The following is a 16,156-nucleotide window of genomic DNA, read 5'->3' as shown; positions in this document are numbered from 1 at the left end:
CTTCAATTATGTTGCTGTTGTTACGCATCTTAAATAAGTTAAATCTTCTTTCATTCCTTAACCTGACGTCGGGGAAGGTGTACAACGGAGTACGTTATAGTATTCCCCTGCATGGACGAACAGGCCTTGGTCTCTTAGGTGACTTTGAGCCTTGGATGCTTTCTATTCTCAGAAAATTAATTCCTGAAGTAAAAGGAAAAGTGTTTGTCGACGTTGGGATGAATATTGGTCAAACCATGCTCGCGGCAAAGAGTGTTGATAGTGGTCTGGCCTATCTCGGTTTCGAACCTAATCCATCGTGTGTTGTTATTCTCAAACGGCTCGTAGAGTGTAATAACATACGGGATGTAAAAATCATTCCGGCGGCAGTTGGCGCATCGGACGGCGTGTCTGTCCTTTACAGAAGCAAAAATCAAATGGACGATGGCGAAGCAACTATCATACAGCATTTCAGAGATACCGCTGGAAAGGAGCAGTTGATTGTACCCACCATATCAACAAAGACGATTCAAAATATTGGACTTGGAAAAGTGGGCGTGATTAAAATTGACGTTGAGGGAGCCGAAGTTGATGTTGTTGAGGCTTTCATGCCAATCATTGAAAAAGACCATCCGTACGTGATTTGTGAGATCTTGCCAGCGTATTCCAATCAAAATACTTTTCGTATTGAACGACAGCAGCGGTTGGTGATGGCAATGAAAGGAGCGGGCTATAAAATTTTTCGTATTGAAACCACAGGCTCGCTTAAACCGATCGACGACATTGGGGTACATGATGTACTTGATGATTCAAATTATTTGTTTGTATCTGATGAAAATATCAAAACAATTGAAAGTATCTTCTCACGTGTAACGTCGGTGAAATGATTGTAAAGGTACTTTTAACTAGCATCGCATTTCCACCGAAGCGGGATCCCGAGTCGCTACAGGTAGCTAAGTATTGTAGTTTTTTGAAACGGGACAATCGAATTGCTTTGTCGGTCATTACGTCGAAGGACCCGACACTGTTCATGGAGCCTGATGCTTCACTCTCTCACTATGGTGAAGGTATAGATGTAGCAACTACTTTAAACATTGTCGAGAATCGTTACATTAACTATCTGATCCGAAAAGTAAATCCCGCATGGTTGCAGCGACCCGATAGCAAATTTTCATTTTGGTGGCAAAGTCAGCGCGCAATTGCATCGATTAAGGATAAGCCCGACATTCTATATTCGCGATCATATCCGGTGAGTTCGACGCTTCTGGCGCTTCAGCTAAAAAAGAAGTGGGATATCCCTTGGGTGCTTCATCTGAGTGATCCCTGGGCGCAGTCTTCATCGTCTTTTCTTTCTCCTGCAACAAAATTTACAGAGAGTGCTAGGGTGTGGAATAAAGCACAAGAGTTGTTATGTTTTTCTCTCGCCGATCGGATTTCGTTAACATCACAGAAAACGATAGACCTTTATGCGAAGATCTATCCACAATTTCGTGAGAAGTTTGTGTACTATCCGAATGTATTTGATGACGAGTTGATTCAGTCGAATCCATATGCTCGTGGTAAAAAGCTTAAGATCGTGTACAACGGCGGATTTGGCGATGCGCGATCGCCGTTGCCATATCTTGAAGCTATTGCTAGCCTGTGGAAAGCGCATCAGCCAGAAATTGGAAACGCTATTGAATTTTTATTCACAGGCGAGATGACCCGCGCGAATACAGAGATATTCGATCGCTATCGACATATTTCCTGGATCAATCACCGCGGTGTAATCGCCTATCGCGATGTGGTTTCGATGCAACGCGAGGCTGACATCTTGGTGAATATTGATTCTGATATTCCCGATCCAAATCATGCCGTTTTTTTTCCGTCGAAGTTGCTCGACTATATGGTTGCGCAGCGTAGAATTATCGCCATAACAAATCGTCACAGTACAACGCACGATGTTGTTCATGGTAAACTCGGAGATTGCTTTTCATTCACAGAAGTGAAAGAGTTAGCAACGTTCTTGTATCACGTTTATCAACGATACCTACAGAACGATGCGGCATTTTTTACCAAGTCAGAAGTTGGTAGTGAGTATTCGGCGAAGTTTAATGCCTCACGTTTAGTCGACCTTTTTACACACTTAGCTAAAATCGGATGAATCGGATAGTCAAAAAAATATACTTCGCTGTCCCGTTTAAGACGCAGTTCTATCACTTCGTAAGATTATTGTATAAGCCGCGGGCTTCGATTGCGGGCTACCTGAAGTTCAAGGGCGTATTTAAAATGCATTTCGGCGAGCGGCACGTTAGAATTTTCAATAACAATCTCACTGTTCCTACCTTGTTATTTTGGAAAGGTATCGACGGCTACGAGCCAGAAACGCTGAAGTTGTGGGTGAAACTTAGCGCGAAGGCTAAGAATATTTTTGATGTCGGCGCTAATTTTGGTTTGTTCGGGTTGATCAGTAAGTGCATACGTCCTGATAGCAAGGTGTTTTGTTTCGAGCCTCTTCGCAGAAACGGCGACTTAATTTCGAAGAACAATGAAATCAATCGTTATGATATTACAGTGGTGCAGGCTGCCGTGTCTAATAAAGAAGGAACATTCACCTTCTATGACATGGATGACTACGACAATACAATAGGCTCATTCGATAAGGATTTTGTTCTTGGCCATCGCCATCACAAAGCATTACTACCAACAGCGGTACCAACCATTACAATTGATAGCTATGTAGAAAAATCAAACATTCAAGCGCTTGACCTTTTAAAGATTGACGTCGAGGGGCATGAGTTGTCGGCGATTGAAGGTGCGCGGTCAACCATCGCTAAGTTTAAACCTGCCATCGTGATTGAGATTTCGGAGCATTCTGGTGAAGCGGTTGGAAAATTGCTTCACGAAATTGTTCCCGGTTATCAGTTTTATGCGATACACGAATCTGGTGGACTGAATAAAGTGCAATCACTTGCCTTCCGTCAAGGTCGTAATTTCTTAGTTACGCCCGAACTACTAAACATGAACGAAATCCATTGACGCTTCTTTTTTTATCATATTGGGGAATTGACGAGGGTCTGACACAATCCACTGTCGTGCCGCATGTAAAGTTGTTGGCTTCGTTTGAAAGCGTCGAATCAGTTGTGCTGTGCACAATTGAACGACAGTCATCCTTTTCGCTATTTCAATGGGAGAAGATTTTACATGTGCCACTCGTATCCAAAAATTATAGTAACGTAATCGTAAATAAGGTCAGCGATTTCGTAACATTCAGTAAATCGATTCAGCAACTTGTTCGAGAAAAAAATGTGGGGCTGATGATCTGTCGGACATCATTGGCCGGAGCGATTGGATATCTCGTTCATCGGGCTACGGGGATTAAGTACATCGTGGAGTCGTATGAACCACACGCGCTTTATATGCTAGAGTCGAAGGTGTGGAAAAAATGGGATCCGAGATACTGGCTTGAAAGAGCCTTTCAAGCATTACAAAATAAAACCGCTACGTTTCTTTTGCCAGTTTCTAGCCATTATGCAAGTTTTCTTGAAGAACAGGGGGTGTCGAAAAGCAAGATAATGGTCGTTCCTTGTGTTGTTGATCATAACTTGTTCGTCAGGAAGCACACACAAGAAGGAAGAAATGCTTTAAATATTTCACAAGACGCGACTGTCGGAATTTACGTTGGCAAGTTTGATGGATTATACTACGATCGTGAGGCCTTTGAAATATTCGCCCTAGCACGGAAAATTTTTCCGAAGTTTAAAATGATCGTGTTAACGCCTCACCCAAGCGAAGAAATTACCTTGAAAATGACGCGTGCAGGCTTCGATGAAGATGAATACATCGTAAAAAATGTTCCTTATCGCGATGTGCCTCGATATTTGTCGATGTCTGATTTTGCATTTGCAACCTATAAACCTTCACCGTCAAAACGGTTTCTAAGCCCGATTAAGGTAGGCGAATATTGGTCATGTGGCTTGCCTGTTATGCTAACCAAAGGCGTTGGCGACGATGCTGACATTATACATGCTTCGGGATGCGGCTCTATTTTTAGTTTTGAGGATAAAGATGGTGCTGCGGGCCTTCATCAAATTGCCATGCAACTTAGCGACAGCAATGTGCGTGAAAAGCAGTTTGCTTTGGCTAGACAATATCGCAATGTCATGTTATTGGAAAAAGCATATCATCGTATCATTCATGAATTTATAGGATGAAAACCATTGTTGCTCATAATGTTTTTCTGACCCGGAGCGGTATTGCCATGAAGGCATTTCGTTTGATCGACGAATCCATTCATCGCTATCCCGGGAAGCGTAGACACTTTTGGAAATACACATTGTTTCAATTCTTTTTTCGAAAGAAACTTAAGTTGAAAGGCAAATATTTTGTGATTCATAATCATTGGTGTCCGGGCTACTACCATTGGATCACAGAGGCACTACCACGACTTTTGTCTGTACATACGATGCTTGAAGATCGGATACTGGTGCTGCCAATTTCATTTCAAGAGAAACTTGGCGCAAGCCTTGCACCATTATATCAAGGCGAGATTTTTTGGATACCAGAGAGTAAAAATTTATTGGTCGATGACTTACTGATTCCGGAGAATCCGTTTAGTGGACGCTATGAACCATCACTAATGAAGGCGCTACGTGAGCTTTATATGGGGTACTTGAATCTACAATTGGTGCCGTCAAAAAGGATATATATTTCGCGAAAGAAGGCTGCACGCAGACGGGTCGAAAACGAAGTGGCGGTAGAGCACATGTTGCACCAATACGGATTTGAAATAGTATGCTTTGAAGACCGTACGTTTTGGGAACAAGTTCAATTGATGTGCGAAGCTCAGCTGTTGATTTCTATTCATGGTGCTGGGTTAAGTAACGTTTTATTTCTATCCGAAAATTCACATGTGATAGAATTGCAGCATCATCCGGCCCCCGGTATGCAAAAAGATGTTTTGTACCAAGACTTGTGCGAGATTATGAATGTCCAGTATCGAGCTATGTTTTGTGACTCGTCGGGAAATGATAATACGCTGGCGACTGGCGATATTTTTGTTGATATACCCGAGCTCGAGAATTTGGTAATCGAGAAATCGAAAAAGATAAACCTATGAGCCTACGCAATCGAGTTTCAAGGTTAAAATGGTTTCTTATCAATATCAAAGATGTGGTGAGAATGGGGAGGTTTTATCAAAGGGATAGCGATCAAAAACGAATAGTATATTTAGACTTAGAGCGTAATCCTTACGATCGCTATCTCTATTCATGGTGTTTGTTTTTTCAGATTAGCGGATACAACGTTGTGTTTCGCATGCGCTATGGTTTGTTGGGGAGCTGGGCAACATCGATGATAGTTCGCGCAAACGTCAATGCATATTTTTCTTTCTCTAAACCAGATAGCGCTGTACTAACTGTTACCAATATCAGTGGGAAGCAACATGCCTTCGATTTTTTTCTTACGCATGACTATTTCACCAACCATGAACGCGCTTGGTACTTATCGATGCCGATGGTTGATTCGTTTTATGTCGACCCGATCTTTCAATACGCAAAAGAGTATCAGCAAAATGATGTTAGAAATCTAAAAGTGTTTTTTGCCGGTAGATTTGTGCGCGATGGATATAACCGGTCGGAGTTAAAAGACTATTTCAATATGTATAGTAGATTGGAGCAGCTCGCATTAGTGAAGAAAAACTTTACGGGAATGGTTATTACACCCACCACACTTGACGTCCTTGAAGAACAACGCAGCGACATTGTTATTGTTGATCGCGATATTGTGAACGTCCCACCGCATAGACTTTACAAGGCATTGAGTAAGGCTGAATTTTTCCTCTCTTTCGCTGGCGTGGTGATGCCGCTCTGTCACAACGTTGTTGAAGCCATGGCATTCGGCAGCATCCCGATTATTCAAAACCCGCTGCAATACCATCCTGCATTGGTAGACGGCGAAAATTGTCTAGCCTTTTCAAATGAACATACCCTGGTCGCCAAGCTTCAAGAAGCGCTTACGATGCCGCCATCGGCTGTGGCCGAAATGCGTAAGAACGTCATTGCATACTACAATAAATACCTGGCGCCCCAGCAATCTATTGCCAATGTGATGGCTGCAAAGGGCCATTGTGATACGCTGGTGATTGTCGGCGAATATAGAAGCCTCGATTTCTTGCGAGCCTCGCCTTCAATGCCCCAATAAATTCTAAGAATTATTGAACATCTGTTAGGCAAAGTGTTGTGATTTCCATTATTTTTGACCAAATTTTATTTGGAATAAACCCCTCATTAACCATGAAAGGCAATATAAAACTAGACGCAACAGATAAGAAAATTCTGGAAATCCTGCAAAAGAATTCCAACATTACCAATGCACAATTGGCTAAAGAAATCGGATTATCTCCTGCGCCGACGCTTGAACGTGTCAATAAATTGGAAACTACGGGCGTGATCAAAAGCTATCACGCGGTTATTGACCCTGCAGCTGTCGGACTAGGTGTAAGCACTTTCGTGATGGTATCTCTCAAAGGTCACAACAAAGACAACATCAGCAAATTCATTTCTGCCATTAAAAGCATTGATGAGGTTGTAGAGTGTCATCATATCACCGGTGCAGGCGACTTCATTTTGAAGATCGTATGCGCTGATATCGCTGCGTATCAGCAATTAATGCTTGAAAAAGTATCCAACATCGAAGTCGTCGATAGCCTACAATCGATGGTCATTCTTTCGACGTTCAAGGACAGCAAATCGTTAGCTTTGCCGAACCAACAAGCTTAATATTTCCGTTTACGGTTTTATGACAACAGAGAAAAGTCTCATCCTTGATGCCGTGCAAGTAAAGCAGAAGATTCGCCGCATGGCGTTCGAGATTTATGAGCGCAATGTGAAAGAAAAAACAATTGTGCTTGCAGGCATCGACGGACAAGGATATGTATTGGCCAAACTTCTGGCAAAAGAAGTAGCAAACATTTCACCTTTGGAAGTAAAACTGGTCCTGCTGCATCTCGATAAGTCGGCGCCAGCACAAAGTGAAATCACGGTCGACTGTGATCTGAAAGAACTTCGGAAAAAATGTATCGTCCTCGTCGATGATGTATTGAATACCGGACGCACTTTTACCTATGGCATAAAACCGTTTCTCGATACGGAAGTAAAAAAAATTGAAGTGGCAGTATTGGTAGACCGTGGATTAACTATTTTTCCAGTCCATGCCCAATATACCGGATACGAATTGTCGACTACAATTAAAGATCACATCGAAGTAGTTCTCGGAAAGGACACAGCCGTATACTTGCACTAAAAGTTTTCCAATGTCTGTTCACAAACAAGAGATCAAGAAGATCACCACGCATCAGCTTCAAGAAATGAAGAATCGCGGTGAGAAGATAGCGATGCTTACAGCCTACGATTACAGCATGGCGCGTATTATCGACAGCGGTGGTATTGATGTTATACTCGTGGGAGATTCTGCTTCGAATGTGATGGCAGGACATGAAACTACTTTGCCGATCACACTCGATCAAATGATCTATCACGCAGCTTCTGTTGTGCGTGCAGTAGAGAGAGCGCTGGTTGTCGTTGATCTTCCCTTTGGAACTTACCAAGGTAGTTCTGGTGAAGCATTGCGATCCTCTATTCGCATCATGAAAGAGTCAGGCGCTCATGCCGTAAAACTCGAAGGCGGTAGTGAAGTAAAAGAATCTGTGATTCGCATTCTCAGCGCTGGCATTCCTGTGATGGGGCATCTTGGACTTACACCACAGTCGATCTACAAATTCGGAACGTATACAGTACGCGCAAAAGAAGAAGCCGAAGCCAAGAAGTTAGTTGAAGACGCCAAGATGTTAGAAGAGTGCGGATGCTTTGGCGTGGTGCTGGAGAAAATTCCGGCGAAACTTGCAGCTGAAGTATCCAAATCAATTCGTATCCCGACCATAGGCATCGGTGCCGGTCCCGACGTGGATGGTCAGGTGCTTGTGATGCAAGATATGCTCGGCATTACACAAGAATTCAAACCACGCTTCCTTCGTCGCTATGCCGATTTAAACAATATTATCAATGGCGCCGTAAAGCAGTACGTTTCAGATGTGAAAGCAAAAGACTTTCCCAATCAAGATGAAAAGTATTAAAGTGATGTGTTGTTGATGCAATACATCTAAAACATTCCTTCGCGAAACTCGCTGCATTTCTTCGTGTAACTTGATGGTACTGTCTTCAAGCTTGCGTGTCGCTAACGGCGCCATCGTCGACTTTCTGCTTTCCGCTTTCTGCTTTAAGCTTTAAACTTTGCCATTTCCCAGCCGATAATTCCTTTCTTCCGCGTTGCACTCCAACGGTACTCGCCAAGGATACCATCCTTTCTGATAACCCGATGACACGGAATTAAAAACGCAATGTGATTAGCGCCCACCGCTGATCCAACAGCTTGTACGGCTTTCGGACTGTTCACTTGTGCAGCGATGTCTTGGTATGTCACAACGTTACCCATGGGTATTCTGAGCAACGCTTCCCACACTTTTACTTGGAAGTTAGTACCTTTTACAAATGCATGAAGCTTTTTCGTGGCGGTACGTTGATTTGAAAAAATCTGATCGATAAACGATGCGGTCAATGGTTGATCTTGATAGAACACTGAATTGTTCCAATGATGTTTCATACTGTCAAGTTCATTCCTAGGATCTCCATCGGCTTGTAAAAATGAAAGCCAGCAGATTCCTCTTTCGGTGACGCCTAGAAGACACAAACCAAATGGCGTTTCATGAAACCCATAGTTGATGCGAATACCTGCACCGTGCTGTTTATATTCTTGTGGTGTTACGGCTTCAAGTGTTGTGAAAAGATCATACACGCGTGATTGAGAAGAGAGCCCGGCAGCATCGGCAAGTTCTACGATATTTTTGGACTCGCTTAATTTTGTTTTTAAGAAATCTACGGTAAGAAATTGTAGGAACCGCTTTGGACTTATACCGGCCCACTCACTAAATATCCGTTGAAAATGGAAAGGACTCAGGTGAACCTTTTCAGCCACAGCGTCAAGGTCGGGCTGTTGCTTAAAGTTTTCTTCTAAATATTGAATCGCCTTTTCAATGCGGCTGTAGTTCGATTGTCCGTCGGCGTTAGTCATGATTGTTGCCATAAAGATAATATCAATTTGTGACTCAAACTTCGCGTTGTATCATCCTATTTTCAACCCGGAACTTGCGTTCTTCCAGTGCAGATATTGTTGTCGCATGCAGTGGCCGCAAGGACGAAAATCCGCAGCAATTGCTTCACCTTCACTTCTAAAAAATACGCGATGCACTTTGTTCATTCGCTTTCCAGAACGACAATTTAAACGTCCAAAAATTTTCAACTTTGCATGGCCCGCAAAAACAATATCGCCACGCCTAATGGCGCGCAGTATATCGCGTTTTGATATTGTATGATTAAGAAACAAAAGAATGGTATTGATGTGATCTACAGTATGCGATGTATAACATCTGAATACTTTTAAGTTGCGTCATGAAAAATTAGTCCCAATGCATAGCGCACACCACCGGTTACTTCACTGATACCATGTTTCATGGTAGCGCGGTAATATCCGCGTGTACTTTTGGCCGGACGAAAGTTCGTTGTAAAAATTAGTGCGTCTCCTTGGTCTAGCGATATCACACGTGCTTTCGACTGTGCCCGGGGAACTTGTTCGGTCAATACAAACTCGCCTCCTGTATAGTCCTTTCCTGCTTGTGTAAGCGCGAATACAACTTGAAACGGAAAATACACCTCACCGTAAAGATCTTGGTGTAGCGTATTGTAGCCTCCTGCTTCGTAACGAAGGATGAGTGGTGTCGGACGCATTTGTTGATTTGTCTTACACAAATCAATTAACATGTGATGTTTAGTCGGAAATTCTGTATCGATAGAAAGCATTTTCATCCAACCATTTGCGATCGGCGCCAACTGATGATAAAACTTTTCGCGCATCGTGGAAAGTGCATCAGGTAAGGGATAGTTAAAATATTTATATTCTCCCTTGCCAAATCGGTAACGCTCCATCTTAATTACACTGCGATATAAGGTGTCGTTGTTGTACATCGCGATGAATTCTTTGCAAGTGCTTTCATTTAAAACGCCTTTTAACAAAGCATAACCGTTTTCATCAAGCGAACGTGAAACATGTTTCCACGAAATATTGTTATCCATTTTTTTCAAGCAAAAATCGTAACAAGCTAAAGCCAGGCCAACCCGATTCTTGCTTATCATTTTTATGGATGCCTCACCATTATACACCATTGAAAACTTATAAATTGCTATCGCGTTCCTCATGAACAACATGATAAAATGATAGCATGAAGTCTTTTAATATTCCGACGCCACAAGAATTCGATTTCGAATTGTGTCTTGATTTTTTGAAGCGGTCTCCTCGCGAACTGTTACACCGCTGTAACGAGGTGACAGTGCGAAAACTCATTCGCCAAGGGCAGGATACGATTTTGTTCGAACTTTCCGGACAGCGCGATAAAATGAAAGCGAAGGTGTTAAATGTTGATGCGACGCCGGAAACCAAACAGGCCGTGGTGCGTTACGTGGGTGAATGGTTTGATCTGAAAACGGATTTAAAACCGTTTTATCAATTGGCTTCCGATGACAAGTTGTTGAAGGATTTGGTTGTAAAATTCTACGGATACAGAATCGTGGGTCAGCCGGATCTTTTTGAATCTCTTGCGTGGGCTATTCTCGGCCAGCAAATCAACCTCACCTTTGCCTATACATTGAAACAACGTTTTGTAGAACAATTTGGAGAAAAGCTCGTCATGCGCGATGAAGATTATTATTTGTTCCCCAAGCCTGAAGTTGTTGCCTTGTTGAATGATAGTCACCTTCTGCCACTTCAATTTTCACGACAGAAAAGCAAATACGTGGTAATTCTTGCGGAGGCTTTTGCGAGTGGCCAAGTATCGAAAGATCAAATCAAACAATTACCATTTGAAGAAGCGAAAGCAGCGCTCATGAAAATAAAGGGTATTGGTAATTGGACGGCTAATTATGCGCTGATGAAAACATTCCATTATCCTGAGGCATTTCCATTGGAAGATGCCGGCGTACATAATGCTATTAAGAATCTGAAGAACATGAAAGTTAAGCCGACTTTAGATCAGGTAAGACGTGCGTTCAAAAAATACAAAGGCTGGGAGGCGTATGCAACGCTGTATCTGTGGAAAAGCCTCTGACCAGTCACGTATTCTAAGCTATTGTAAGATATTTATTGAAATCATTACCTTTATAAATTCGGAGTAATTGATTTGTGATGAAGTATATTTTGTCGTGTGTGTTCCTCTTCGTCTGTGCAGTAGCGAATGCCCAATCTTTTACGAATGCTAAGGAAGCTTTTAAGACTTCTGCAGAAACTGGTAAGCCAGTACTATTGGTATTCTCTGGGTCTGATTGGTGCGCCCCTTGTGTTGAGTTTGATAAGAACGTGATGCAGCAAGATTCGTTTACCAGTTTTGCAGATCAATCGTTGGTCGTTTTAAAAGCCGATTTCCCACAGCGCAAAGTATTATCTGCCGAACTTCAAGCGCAAAACGAAGAACTCGCTACGCAATATAATCCGAAAGGAATTTTTCCCTTGTTGTTGCTGGTTCGTGGTGATCGCTCTTTGATAGCCACCGTTCCTTTCAAACATCAGAACGCCGACAGTTTTATTACTTCCGTCAAACGCTTACTTTCCTCAACACCATGAGCGCGACATTGCAGACAGAATTTCGAAAGCAAGCTCGCCTTATGGGATCGGCTTTTGAATTTGTTGTAGTTGGTGATGATTCGTCTGAAATATATTTAACGCATGCTATTGATGAGGTAATACGGCTCGAGGCGTTGCTCACAGAATTCTCGAAGACGTCTCAAACAGCAATGATCAATGACAACGCCGGTCTCAAGCCGGTGCGTGTCGACGACGAAGTGTTTACCCTCATTCAACGTTGTAAGAAAATTTCCTCCCTTTCACAAGGGGCTTTTGATATCACCGCGGCACCATTAAAGAAGCTTTACAATTTTAAGGGCGGTGATTTTAAGTTTCCAGATCAATCTGATATCAATCGAACGTTAACGCTTGTTGGCACCGACAAGATTGAAATGCATAATGATCAGCATGTATTCTTGAAGAATAAAGGCATGCGTTTAACTTTTGCCGGTGTCGGAAAAGGTTACGCGGCCGACAAAGTGAAAGCGCTGTTGCAGCAAAAAGGTGTTGAAAGCGGTGTGATCAACGCAAGCGGCGATTTAACAGTGTGGGGAAAACGCGCGGATGGTTCTCCTTGGAAAGTTGGAATCGCGGATCCTAATAATAAATCAAAAGTGTTGTTGTCTATTCCTTTAGAAAATGCTTCGTTAGCAACTTCGGGTGACTATGAACAATATTTCGAAATGAATGGAAAGCGATATTCTCATACAATAGATCCCAAGACAGGAATACCGGTGAGCAACGTAAAGAGCGTGACTGTTGTGAGTCCAAGCGCTGAGTTGTCTGATGCATTGGCGACAGCTGTGTTTGTTATGGGACCTGATGTAGGTATGAATTTCATTGAGCAACTTCCACAAGTTCATGCGCTGATGATTACAGCGGAGAATAAAATATTAGCAACGTCACATATGAAGTTTAACACAACGGGAATGTGACGCGTCGAATGTTTTCAATATTATCATTAGGGATACTGATCTACGCCTCTTCATGTCAAACGGTGAAACCTTATCAACGCGTTTATTTGAATGATCATGAGATGAAGCCAGGTCAACGCGCGTCGACAAAGCAGGAACGAAACGCGTTCACCTATCGTGAAGGTGCCTCGGGCGGCGGCAGTGGAAAGACTAGTGGCGGTTGTGGTTGTAATTAATTCGCCTCGATTGTGAAGAAACGATACATCGTGGTAGGACTCTTAGCAGCATTTCTGTCGGCGAAAGCTCAACAGACCGAAGCGCCCTACACAAAGCAGTCGTTAAGATCGAAAGATGTATCGTTGCTGATGTCGTTTTACACACAAGACAATGATCATTCCGCAGTAACTGGCGGTATCGGTACGGAAGATCTCCAAGTCTATGCAACGTCGTTGTCTATGGCGTGGATACAAGATTCGGTACACACCATTACACTTGATGGTGGAGCAGATATAATTTCCTCGGCGTCTACGGACAATATCAATTTCGTTTTTTCCTCCGCCTCTCGCGAAGATGTGAGGTCACATGTAAACTTGTCGTATGACCGCGTTCTAAAAAATAATTTTTCTGCGGGTGTTAATGGCGCGTTTTCGATTGAATCGGACTATACATCGTTTGGCCTCGGCGCAAACGTTGCTCACGTATCGGCCGATCAATCGCGATCTTTGGGGGCTAGTATACAAGGTTTTGCAGATGATTTACGGTGGGGTAGATTGGATAATGGACGCGCTCAGAAATTACTTTACCCGTCTGAGCTCCGGTATAAAGAATGGTTCGATGAACACAATCGGTATTCGGTAAATGCTGAGATCTATTTTCATCAGACAATATCAAAAAGAACGACACTTGGATTCTATCCGGGGTTTGTTTTTCAACAAGGGCTTCTGTCTACACCTTTTCATCGCGTGTATTTCGAGGACAATGCCCTAAGGGTAGAGGTATTACCGGATACAAGAATAAAAATTCCGATCGGTGTTGAATTGAATACGTTTTTGGGATTCAAAACTATTTTGAAAGCGAGCTATCGTTTCTATTGGGATGACTTTGGTATTTCTGCGCATACACTATCCGTTGATGCCCCTTACAAAATGTCACGTGTTTGGACACTACTTCCATCCGTGAGGTTTTATACACAGTCTGCTTCCGACTATTTTAAACCTTACAAAGCACATGCTCCTGCCGAAGATTTTTATACTTCGGACTATGACCTTTCACAATTCGAAAGTGTGAAAGTTGGAATGGGATTTCGTTATGCGCCTTTTATTGTGAAGAAGAGAAGAACGTTTGAAGAAATTGAGTTTCGCTATAGTGTGTACGGTCGATCGGATGGGCTCGTCGCGCACATGATGTCGCTTTTTCTTAGCTACGCCAAGCAAAGAAAATAACTATTCTTCACAGGCGCCATCCGACATTTGACCTTCGGCTGTAAGACAAACTTCGTTACCGTTTTTTAAAACACTGATGTTCATGGCCGATGTAGAAAAAGCCTGATGCTCATCAAATAAAGCCTCTGTCATTTTACGTCCGTCTTCATACAGATATCCATATTTTCCATTGCGCTTATACACTTGTGCGACAACGTCAGATGCTGATTCCAAATAATCATATTCTAAGTTTATAGTAACACCGAGTTCCAAATTGAATGCACCGTATTTTTGTTTGTCATTTACTACAATGAAATTACCATCGTGAGACGCAATAGCATCGTACTTAAATGGAACGACAATCTTACCGTTTGTATCGATCGCGCCACATTTCAACTCGTTGGCTTTATTAACTCGTAACTTGAAACAGAAAATACCGCGTTCTTCGGATCCAAAGCTTTCTACTTTTTCGTCGTAGATCAATGGCGTATTGTCACTAGTTTTTAAATCTGCTAGCCCATATTTTTTGTTCTTCATCACAAACCAATAACGATTGCTATGCGTGGCAAAAACGTTTTCATAAATGGTCGGCAGTACAATTTTCTGATTAAGATCCATCACGCCTTCCGCTTTGTCTTTCTTAACAATAAAATGATCTCCTGATCTTTCGACAATAATAGTACCCATCGGAACGAGGCTTACTTTGTCATCCTTGTCGCGAATATCTAAATAGCCATCATTGCTCGTAAAAAAGAGTACTGAACCCGTCGTGAAGAATGGATCTACGCTATCATATCGCCGCGTCGTCAACTCCTTTTGAAGCGTCCGCCACCCTTGTTTGCCTTCTGTAGAAAAGAGAAATAAGTTGTCGATATTAAGATAATCCAATTGATCGTAGATGATCGGTAGTAAAGGCTCATCATGCATCGAAACAATGCCCCATCGTTCTCCTTCTCTAACTTTTACAACTTCGCTGGCATCTTTCATTTTTAGAATTTCGAGGGCATCGTAGCGCAAGGGAATTATCGTTTTGTTTGTCGTTGAGAGTATTCCTTGTTTTTGATCTCGTGTAGCGATAATAATATCGCCGCGGAAATCGAGTTCGTCATAGATAGGTTGGATGAGCGTATCACCATTAAAGTCAAGTGCGCCCTTTTTAGACTCAACGTCAAAAACTTCAAATTTTCCCGATAGCCACCCACGTTTAGGATCGTCTTGCGCTAGAATGTATACGAATATCTCATTACGTGAGAAATCAATATCATACGTTTGTGTATGCTCACCAATTTTATGAACCAGGGCCACGAATTTTTGCAATGGTACTGCTGGATGGAGCGTGATTTTAGTTCGGAGTATTTTTGCTTCTTTTTCTTTTTTGTTTTCTGAAAGCTGTAAAGTTTTATGCTTCTGCAGTAGCTTGTCGATTTGATCGGGAGATGAGTTGACGGTGAAGGCGATTGAAAGAACCTCTGTAGAGCGACGTTTTCTCTCCTTCAGCGTTGCTGTTGTATACTGTTCGAAACTTCCATGGGTATCTGCACCAGGCAAGTACATTGTGGTGCTTTGAATGACAGATGTTTTTTCTTGACAGAACCCTGCATCAAACTCAGCAACCAATACCAGGATTAAGAATAGTGCACTGATCTGTTTCATTGTTTAAGTATTCTTGTCGTTACTAAAATTTCATTGGCGATGAGATCGGCATATACCTCATGGTGCTGACATTGATTCAGGATAGTAAAAAGGTGAGCGGTAGTAATAGGCGTTCGAAACTTAATAACCACGCCGCCGCGAATGCCCCAACTAACACTCGACTGATTTTTCTTTAACTTATCAATTTCCTCAGGCGTTAATTTTTTTACTCCGGCATCGAGAAGCGCAATCAACGAGGCAATTTTATCTGGCGAACACGCGTCACCATTCATGGTTCCAAATACTTTAAAATTCTTGGCGTCGGCTAACCCATGTTGCGCATCAACGGCATCTGTTCCGTTGCCGATCTGATAATGCCATAATGTTATTTTGCGGGCTAATGGTGATTGAAGAGTCGAATCACATTGGCCGTAGCTTACTATGGCTGGTGTAATGAAAACGGCAAGGGCGACAGCGTAAGCAAATTTTGGAAAATCCATAAGCTGT

Annotated in this window: 19 protein-coding genes; 14 read left to right on the top strand and 5 right to left on the bottom strand. The window is 42.5% G+C overall.

The features are described from left to right. The first annotated feature begins 8 nt into the window (after positions 1–8). From DQQ10_RS00645 to panB, 9 genes are all read left to right on the top strand, one after another. Positions 9–866: an FkbM family methyltransferase gene (locus tag DQQ10_RS00645; RefSeq protein WP_112744868.1), complete on the top strand. Its 858-nt coding sequence runs from the start codon at positions 9–11 to the stop codon at positions 864–866. 107 nt (positions 867–973) lie between these two features. Next, positions 974–2,122 carry a glycosyltransferase family protein gene (locus tag DQQ10_RS00640; protein WP_165823757.1) on the top strand — a complete coding sequence of 383 codons (1,149 nt, stop codon included), beginning with the start codon at positions 974–976 and terminating at the stop codon, positions 2,120–2,122. After that, complete coding sequence (locus tag DQQ10_RS00635; protein ID WP_112744866.1) at positions 2,119–2,997, top strand: FkbM family methyltransferase; 879 nt, start codon at positions 2,119–2,121, stop codon at positions 2,995–2,997. The genes DQQ10_RS00640 and DQQ10_RS00635 overlap by 4 nt, the downstream gene beginning before the upstream one ends. Positions 2,998–3,275: 278 nt before the next feature. Further along, positions 3,276–4,172: a glycosyltransferase family protein gene (locus tag DQQ10_RS00630; protein WP_133259498.1), complete on the top strand. Its 897-nt coding sequence runs from the start codon at positions 3,276–3,278 to the stop codon at positions 4,170–4,172. Beyond that, positions 4,169–5,077, top strand: a complete 909-nt coding sequence (locus DQQ10_RS00625; RefSeq protein ID WP_112744864.1) for a glycosyltransferase family 61 protein — start codon at positions 4,169–4,171, stop codon at positions 5,075–5,077. The genes DQQ10_RS00630 and DQQ10_RS00625 overlap by 4 nt, the downstream gene beginning before the upstream one ends. Then, positions 5,074–6,159 carry a hypothetical protein gene (locus tag DQQ10_RS00620; protein ID WP_112744863.1) on the top strand — a complete coding sequence of 362 codons (1,086 nt, stop codon included), beginning with the start codon at positions 5,074–5,076 and terminating at the stop codon, positions 6,157–6,159. The genes DQQ10_RS00625 and DQQ10_RS00620 overlap by 4 nt, the downstream gene beginning before the upstream one ends. A 92-nt stretch (positions 6,160–6,251) precedes the next feature. Continuing rightward, positions 6,252–6,737, top strand: coding sequence for an Lrp/AsnC family transcriptional regulator (locus DQQ10_RS00615; RefSeq protein WP_112744862.1), 486 nt, complete (start codon positions 6,252–6,254; stop codon positions 6,735–6,737). Between the two features lie 19 nt (positions 6,738–6,756). Beyond that, positions 6,757–7,260 carry a phosphoribosyltransferase family protein gene (locus DQQ10_RS00610; RefSeq protein ID WP_112744861.1) on the top strand — a complete coding sequence of 168 codons (504 nt, stop codon included), beginning with the start codon at positions 6,757–6,759 and terminating at the stop codon, positions 7,258–7,260. Between the two features lie 10 nt (positions 7,261–7,270). Further along, entirely contained in the window at positions 7,271–8,089 is an 819-nt protein-coding gene (gene panB / locus DQQ10_RS00605) for a 3-methyl-2-oxobutanoate hydroxymethyltransferase (RefSeq protein WP_112744860.1), read from the top strand. A 143-nt stretch (positions 8,090–8,232) separates the two neighbouring features. Here the strand turns inward: panB and DQQ10_RS00600 are convergent, their stop codons facing one another. Genes DQQ10_RS00600 through DQQ10_RS00590 form a run of 3 tightly spaced genes read right to left on the bottom strand, consistent with a single transcriptional unit; the run spans position 8,233 to position 10,142 of the window. Beyond that, positions 8,233–9,096, bottom strand: coding sequence for a bifunctional helix-turn-helix domain-containing protein/methylated-DNA--[protein]-cysteine S-methyltransferase (locus DQQ10_RS00600; RefSeq protein WP_245970215.1), 864 nt, complete (start codon positions 9,094–9,096; stop codon positions 8,233–8,235). A 39-nt stretch (positions 9,097–9,135) separates the two neighbouring features. Next, positions 9,136–9,396 (bottom strand): Ada metal-binding domain-containing protein, encoded by a 261-nt coding sequence (locus DQQ10_RS00595; RefSeq protein ID WP_112744859.1) that lies wholly within the window; start codon positions 9,394–9,396, stop codon positions 9,136–9,138. Between the two features lie 53 nt (positions 9,397–9,449). Further along, positions 9,450–10,142: a 2OG-Fe(II) oxygenase gene (locus DQQ10_RS00590; RefSeq protein WP_112745710.1), complete on the bottom strand. Its 693-nt coding sequence runs from the start codon at positions 10,140–10,142 to the stop codon at positions 9,450–9,452. Positions 10,143–10,288: 146 nt separating this feature from the next. Here DQQ10_RS00590 and DQQ10_RS00585 point away from each other — a divergent pair, with 146 nt between their 5' ends. The 5 genes from DQQ10_RS00585 to DQQ10_RS00565 all read left to right on the top strand — a co-directional run bounded on the left by DQQ10_RS00585 (position 10,289) and on the right by DQQ10_RS00565 (position 14,038). Then, entirely contained in the window at positions 10,289–11,170 is an 882-nt protein-coding gene (locus DQQ10_RS00585) for a DNA-3-methyladenine glycosylase family protein (RefSeq protein ID WP_112744858.1), read from the top strand. 77 nt (positions 11,171–11,247) lie between these two features. Beyond that, the gene (locus tag DQQ10_RS00580) at positions 11,248–11,682 is read left to right on the top strand and encodes a thioredoxin family protein (protein WP_112744857.1); all 435 of its coding nucleotides are present in this window, start codon (positions 11,248–11,250) and stop codon (positions 11,680–11,682) included. Continuing rightward, the gene (locus DQQ10_RS00575; protein ID WP_112744856.1) at positions 11,679–12,617 is read left to right on the top strand and encodes an FAD:protein FMN transferase; all 939 of its coding nucleotides are present in this window, start codon (positions 11,679–11,681) and stop codon (positions 12,615–12,617) included. Before DQQ10_RS00580 ends, DQQ10_RS00575 begins: the two co-directional genes overlap by 4 nt. Then, entirely contained in the window at positions 12,614–12,832 is a 219-nt protein-coding gene (locus tag DQQ10_RS00570; protein WP_245970213.1) for a DUF4266 domain-containing protein, read from the top strand. Before DQQ10_RS00575 ends, DQQ10_RS00570 begins: the two co-directional genes overlap by 4 nt. Positions 12,833–12,844: 12 nt before the next feature. Beyond that, positions 12,845–14,038: a DUF3570 domain-containing protein gene (locus DQQ10_RS00565; protein WP_112744854.1), complete on the top strand. Its 1,194-nt coding sequence runs from the start codon at positions 12,845–12,847 to the stop codon at positions 14,036–14,038. Here the strand turns inward: DQQ10_RS00565 and DQQ10_RS00560 are convergent, their stop codons facing one another. Together DQQ10_RS00560 and DQQ10_RS00555 are read right to left on the bottom strand one after the other, a co-directional pair. Further along, the gene (locus DQQ10_RS00560) at positions 14,039–15,670 is read right to left on the bottom strand and encodes a WG repeat-containing protein (RefSeq protein ID WP_112744853.1); all 1,632 of its coding nucleotides are present in this window, start codon (positions 15,668–15,670) and stop codon (positions 14,039–14,041) included. Then, positions 15,667–16,149: a hypothetical protein gene (locus DQQ10_RS00555; RefSeq protein ID WP_112744852.1), complete on the bottom strand. Its 483-nt coding sequence runs from the start codon at positions 16,147–16,149 to the stop codon at positions 15,667–15,669. The genes DQQ10_RS00560 and DQQ10_RS00555 overlap by 4 nt, the downstream gene beginning before the upstream one ends. Positions 16,150–16,156 lie beyond the last annotated feature (7 nt).

This window comes from Pseudochryseolinea flava (genome assembly GCF_003286915.1).
Taxonomy (GTDB): domain Bacteria; phylum Bacteroidota; class Bacteroidia; order Cytophagales; family Cyclobacteriaceae; genus Ohtaekwangia; species Ohtaekwangia flava.
The sequence above is the reverse complement of the archived record's forward strand: the minus strand, read 5'-3'. Positions and strand labels throughout refer to the sequence as shown.

Excerpts from the sequence above, each read along its gene's own strand:
- DQQ10_RS00590 (WP_112745710.1), bottom strand. The coding sequence starts at position 10,142 with ATGGATAACAATATTTCGTGGAAACATGTTTCACGTTCGCTTGATGAA.
- DQQ10_RS00555 (WP_112744852.1), bottom strand. The coding sequence starts at position 16,149 with ATGGATTTTCCAAAATTTGCTTACGCTGTCGCCCTTGCCGTTTTCATT.
- DQQ10_RS00635 (WP_112744866.1), top strand. The coding sequence starts at position 2,119 with ATGAATCGGATAGTCAAAAAAATATACTTCGCTGTCCCGTTTAAGACG.
- DQQ10_RS00630 (WP_133259498.1), top strand. The coding sequence starts at position 3,276 with ATGATCTGTCGGACATCATTGGCCGGAGCGATTGGATATCTCGTTCAT.
- DQQ10_RS00600 (WP_245970215.1), bottom strand. The coding sequence starts at position 9,096 with ATGGCAACAATCATGACTAACGCCGACGGACAATCGAACTACAGCCGC.
- DQQ10_RS00645 (WP_112744868.1), top strand. The coding sequence starts at position 9 with ATGTTGCTGTTGTTACGCATCTTAAATAAGTTAAATCTTCTTTCATTC.
- panB (WP_112744860.1), top strand. The coding sequence starts at position 7,271 with ATGTCTGTTCACAAACAAGAGATCAAGAAGATCACCACGCATCAGCTT.
- DQQ10_RS00610 (WP_112744861.1), top strand. The coding sequence starts at position 6,757 with ATGACAACAGAGAAAAGTCTCATCCTTGATGCCGTGCAAGTAAAGCAG.
- DQQ10_RS00560 (WP_112744853.1), bottom strand. The coding sequence starts at position 15,670 with ATGAAACAGATCAGTGCACTATTCTTAATCCTGGTATTGGTTGCTGAG.
- DQQ10_RS00625 (WP_112744864.1), top strand. The coding sequence starts at position 4,169 with ATGAAAACCATTGTTGCTCATAATGTTTTTCTGACCCGGAGCGGTATT.
- DQQ10_RS00585 (WP_112744858.1), top strand. The coding sequence starts at position 10,289 with ATGAAGTCTTTTAATATTCCGACGCCACAAGAATTCGATTTCGAATTG.
- DQQ10_RS00575 (WP_112744856.1), top strand. The coding sequence starts at position 11,679 with ATGAGCGCGACATTGCAGACAGAATTTCGAAAGCAAGCTCGCCTTATG.
- DQQ10_RS00620 (WP_112744863.1), top strand. The coding sequence starts at position 5,074 with ATGAGCCTACGCAATCGAGTTTCAAGGTTAAAATGGTTTCTTATCAAT.
- DQQ10_RS00580 (WP_112744857.1), top strand. The coding sequence starts at position 11,248 with ATGAAGTATATTTTGTCGTGTGTGTTCCTCTTCGTCTGTGCAGTAGCG.
- DQQ10_RS00615 (WP_112744862.1), top strand. The coding sequence starts at position 6,252 with ATGAAAGGCAATATAAAACTAGACGCAACAGATAAGAAAATTCTGGAA.